Genomic DNA, 3,003 nt, shown 5'->3' on the forward strand with positions numbered 1-3,003 from the left:
GCTCCCGCCCGCACGCTCGCTCCTGCCGTGAGAGGAGAATCATGACCACGCCCGCCGATCAGAGGGCCGTGGATCGCACACGGGTCCGCGCCGAGATCAGTGTGGCCGCCCGCGTGCTCACCCCCGTGTGGCCGCTGGGCAGCTTCATCGCCGTCAACCCGCTCGGCGGTCTGGAACATCGGCCCTTCCATGAGGCGCTCGTGGCGGCCGGGGATCTCTACGGCGCCGAGGGGACCCTCGGTGAATCGAGGTTCCGCGCCGCCCACGCCGCCGGTCGAATCACCAGCCACGACCTCCTCGAAGCACTCGAACGCCAGGTCCCCGAGGCGGTCCGTGCGGCACCGGTCGAGATCGCCGGCCGCGTCCGGACCCCTGCGGAGGTACTGACAGCGGACCTCCTCCATGGCTCGATCCCGCCGGCCCCGACCCGGCGGCTGCTCACCCGCAGCGAACGCACCTGTCCGCACACGGCCGCGGCGATCGACGCCCTCACCGCCAAGTGGTGCTCGGCCTTTCTCGACCCCGGGCAGGCCGCCTGGTCTCTCCCCGGCCGCGAACACGGGTTCTATCGGGCCTGGGCCGATCTCGCGGCCCGCGACACCACCCTGCCACCGGTGGCCCGCCGGAACCTCAGAAAGCTGCCCTCCGACCCGGCCGATGCGGTCACGACCGCGTTGCACCTGCTCGGTGTGGGGTACGGGGGCGAGCGGATCGCCTACCTGCGGGCGCATCTGACGCGGCTCCCGGGCTGGGCCGGGCACGTCCTGTGGCGTAGCAACTCCCCCGGCTCCGGGATCGACCTGGTCGACTACCTCGCGCTGCGGCTCAGCTACGAAGCCCATCTGCTCGACGCCTCCCGTGGGGTCCCCGATCTGGATCCGGCACCCGCACCGCGAGCGACGTCGAGGTCGGACCGGGCCCATCTCGCGGCCCGCGCCCTGGGCGCGATCGGTCGCAACGCAGACGAGGAGGCGGACGTCGCGCGGATCCTCGACCACATGCCCGTGGCGTCCCGGCCCCTCGTCTGGCTCGACGCCTACGAGACGAATTACCGGCGAGGCCTCCTGGCCCGGTTGCGCGATCCCGCGCCGTCCTCGACGTCCGACCGCGCCGAGGCGCAACTGGTGCTGTGCATCGATCCTCGCTCCGAGGGGCTCAGGCGGCATCTGGAGGGGCTGGGCGGGTACCGGACATTCGGGTTCGCGGGGTTCTTCGCCGTGGCCTGCCGCATCCACGGCCTGGCCAAGGGGGACCCCACCGTCTCGGCTCCCGCGCTGGTGACGCCTCAGATCGACTTGTACGAACAACCGGCACCGACCGCGCGGGGGGAGGCGCGGCGGACCCTGGCCGGACTGAACTCGCTCACGGCCACCACCGACGCGGTTCACACCGCCAAAGCGGACCTGGCGGCACCATTCGTCCTCGCGGAGATCCTCGGCTGGGCCAACGGGCCGGCCGCGGCCGCCAAGACCATCGCACCCCGCCACGTCCGGCGGTGGCGCGCCCGTGTCCGCGCCCGGATCGCGCCCGTCGCCCGCACCGTGATCGACACCGCGAGCTCACTGAGCCTGGACCAACGGGTGCAGATCGCTGAGACGGCACTGTCAGTCATGGGCCTGACCACCGATTTCGCGCGACTGGTGGTGCTCTGCGGACACGGGGCGTCCACCGAGAACAACCCCTACCATTCGGCGCTGACCTGCGGGGCGTGCGGCGGCAACGCCGGCGGGCCCAACGCCCGCGCGGCCGTGGACATCCTCAACGACCGGGGCGTCCGCGATGCGCTGTCCGGTCGCGGTATCGCCATCCCGGACGACACCTGGTTCGTCGCCGCCGAACACGACACCACCACCGACCACGTCGTCGTTCTGGATCGCCACCAGATCCCCGAGTCGCACCGAGACGACCTGGAGCGGCTCGTCGGGGACCTGGCCGAGGCCGGCGAGCGCCTCGCGATCGAACGCTCCGCTCTCCTTCCGGGGGCGCCCGTGAGCCCGGAGCCGGGCGCGGCCGCGCGCCACGTCGACGCGCGGGGTGCGGACTGGGCCCAGGTCTACCCCGAGTGGGGCCTCGCCGGGAACGCGGCGATCATCATCGGGCCGCGGGCGGTCACGGAGGGCGTCGACCTCCGTCGTCGATGCTTCCTGCACTCCTACAACGCCGACGAGGACCCGTCCGGGAGCGCGCTGGAGACGATCCTCACCGCGCCCGTGGTGGTCGCACAGTGGATCAATTGCCAGTACTACTTCTCCACCGTCGCCCCCCGGACCTTCGGCGCCGGCACCAAGACCACCCACAACGTCGTCGGCGGGATCGGTGTGGTCACCGGCCCCGGCGGCGACCTGCGAACCGGTCTGCCCTGGCAGTCCGTGGCGGTCGGTGATCACCTCGCGCATGAACCCATGCGTTTACTGGTCCTCGTCCACGCACCGCACGAGCGCATAGACGCGATCCTGGCCCGTAACCCCGGGGTTCGGGACCTCGTCGACAACCACTGGATCACCCTGCTGGCCCGGAACGACCAGTCCCCCCGATGGCACCACCGCGCCCGCGGTGGATGGACCCCGTATCCCACCGAGATCGGAGAATGACCATGACCCGAGCCAACCTCACCAGGATGACCAAGATCGAAGTGATCGTCCCGGGATCCGACGCCCCCGACGTGCGACGACTCATCGAGCATTCCGGCGCGACCGGTTTCACCACCATTTCCGGGGTGTCCGGGCTGGGCCACCACGGATACCGGGAGGGCGGACTGCTGTTCAACGAGCAGGAGACCCTCGCCCTGCTCATCACCGTCATCCCTGATCACCGTGTCGATGCGCTGCTCGTCGGACTGCGGTCCCTGCTCGACGAGGCCTCGGGGGTCATGTTCGTCACCGACACCTACGTCAGCCGCCCGGACTACTTCACCTGACGTCCGCGCTCCGGTCCAACCGCGTCACCACCCCCCGGTCGCCGTCCACCCGGACGAGGTCACCGGTCCGCAGCGTCTGCGTGGCG

General features: G+C 71.2%; 2 protein-coding genes. Both read left to right on the forward strand.

Annotated features, from left to right (window positions below):
* The first annotated feature begins 41 nt into the window (after positions 1-41).
* Positions 42-2,591, forward strand: coding sequence for a DUF2309 domain-containing protein (locus IY392_RS15955; protein WP_194861744.1), 2,550 nt, complete (start codon positions 42-44; stop codon positions 2,589-2,591).
* Between the two features lie 26 nt (positions 2,592-2,617).
* Positions 2,618-2,917: a DUF190 domain-containing protein gene (locus tag IY392_RS15960; RefSeq protein ID WP_228549514.1), complete on the forward strand. Its 300-nt coding sequence runs from the start codon at positions 2,618-2,620 to the stop codon at positions 2,915-2,917.
* Positions 2,918-3,003: the final 86 nt, after the last annotated feature.

The sequence above is a fragment of the Dietzia sp. SYD-A1 genome (assembly GCF_015356725.1).
Lineage (GTDB): Bacteria > Actinomycetota > Actinomycetes > Mycobacteriales > Mycobacteriaceae > Dietzia.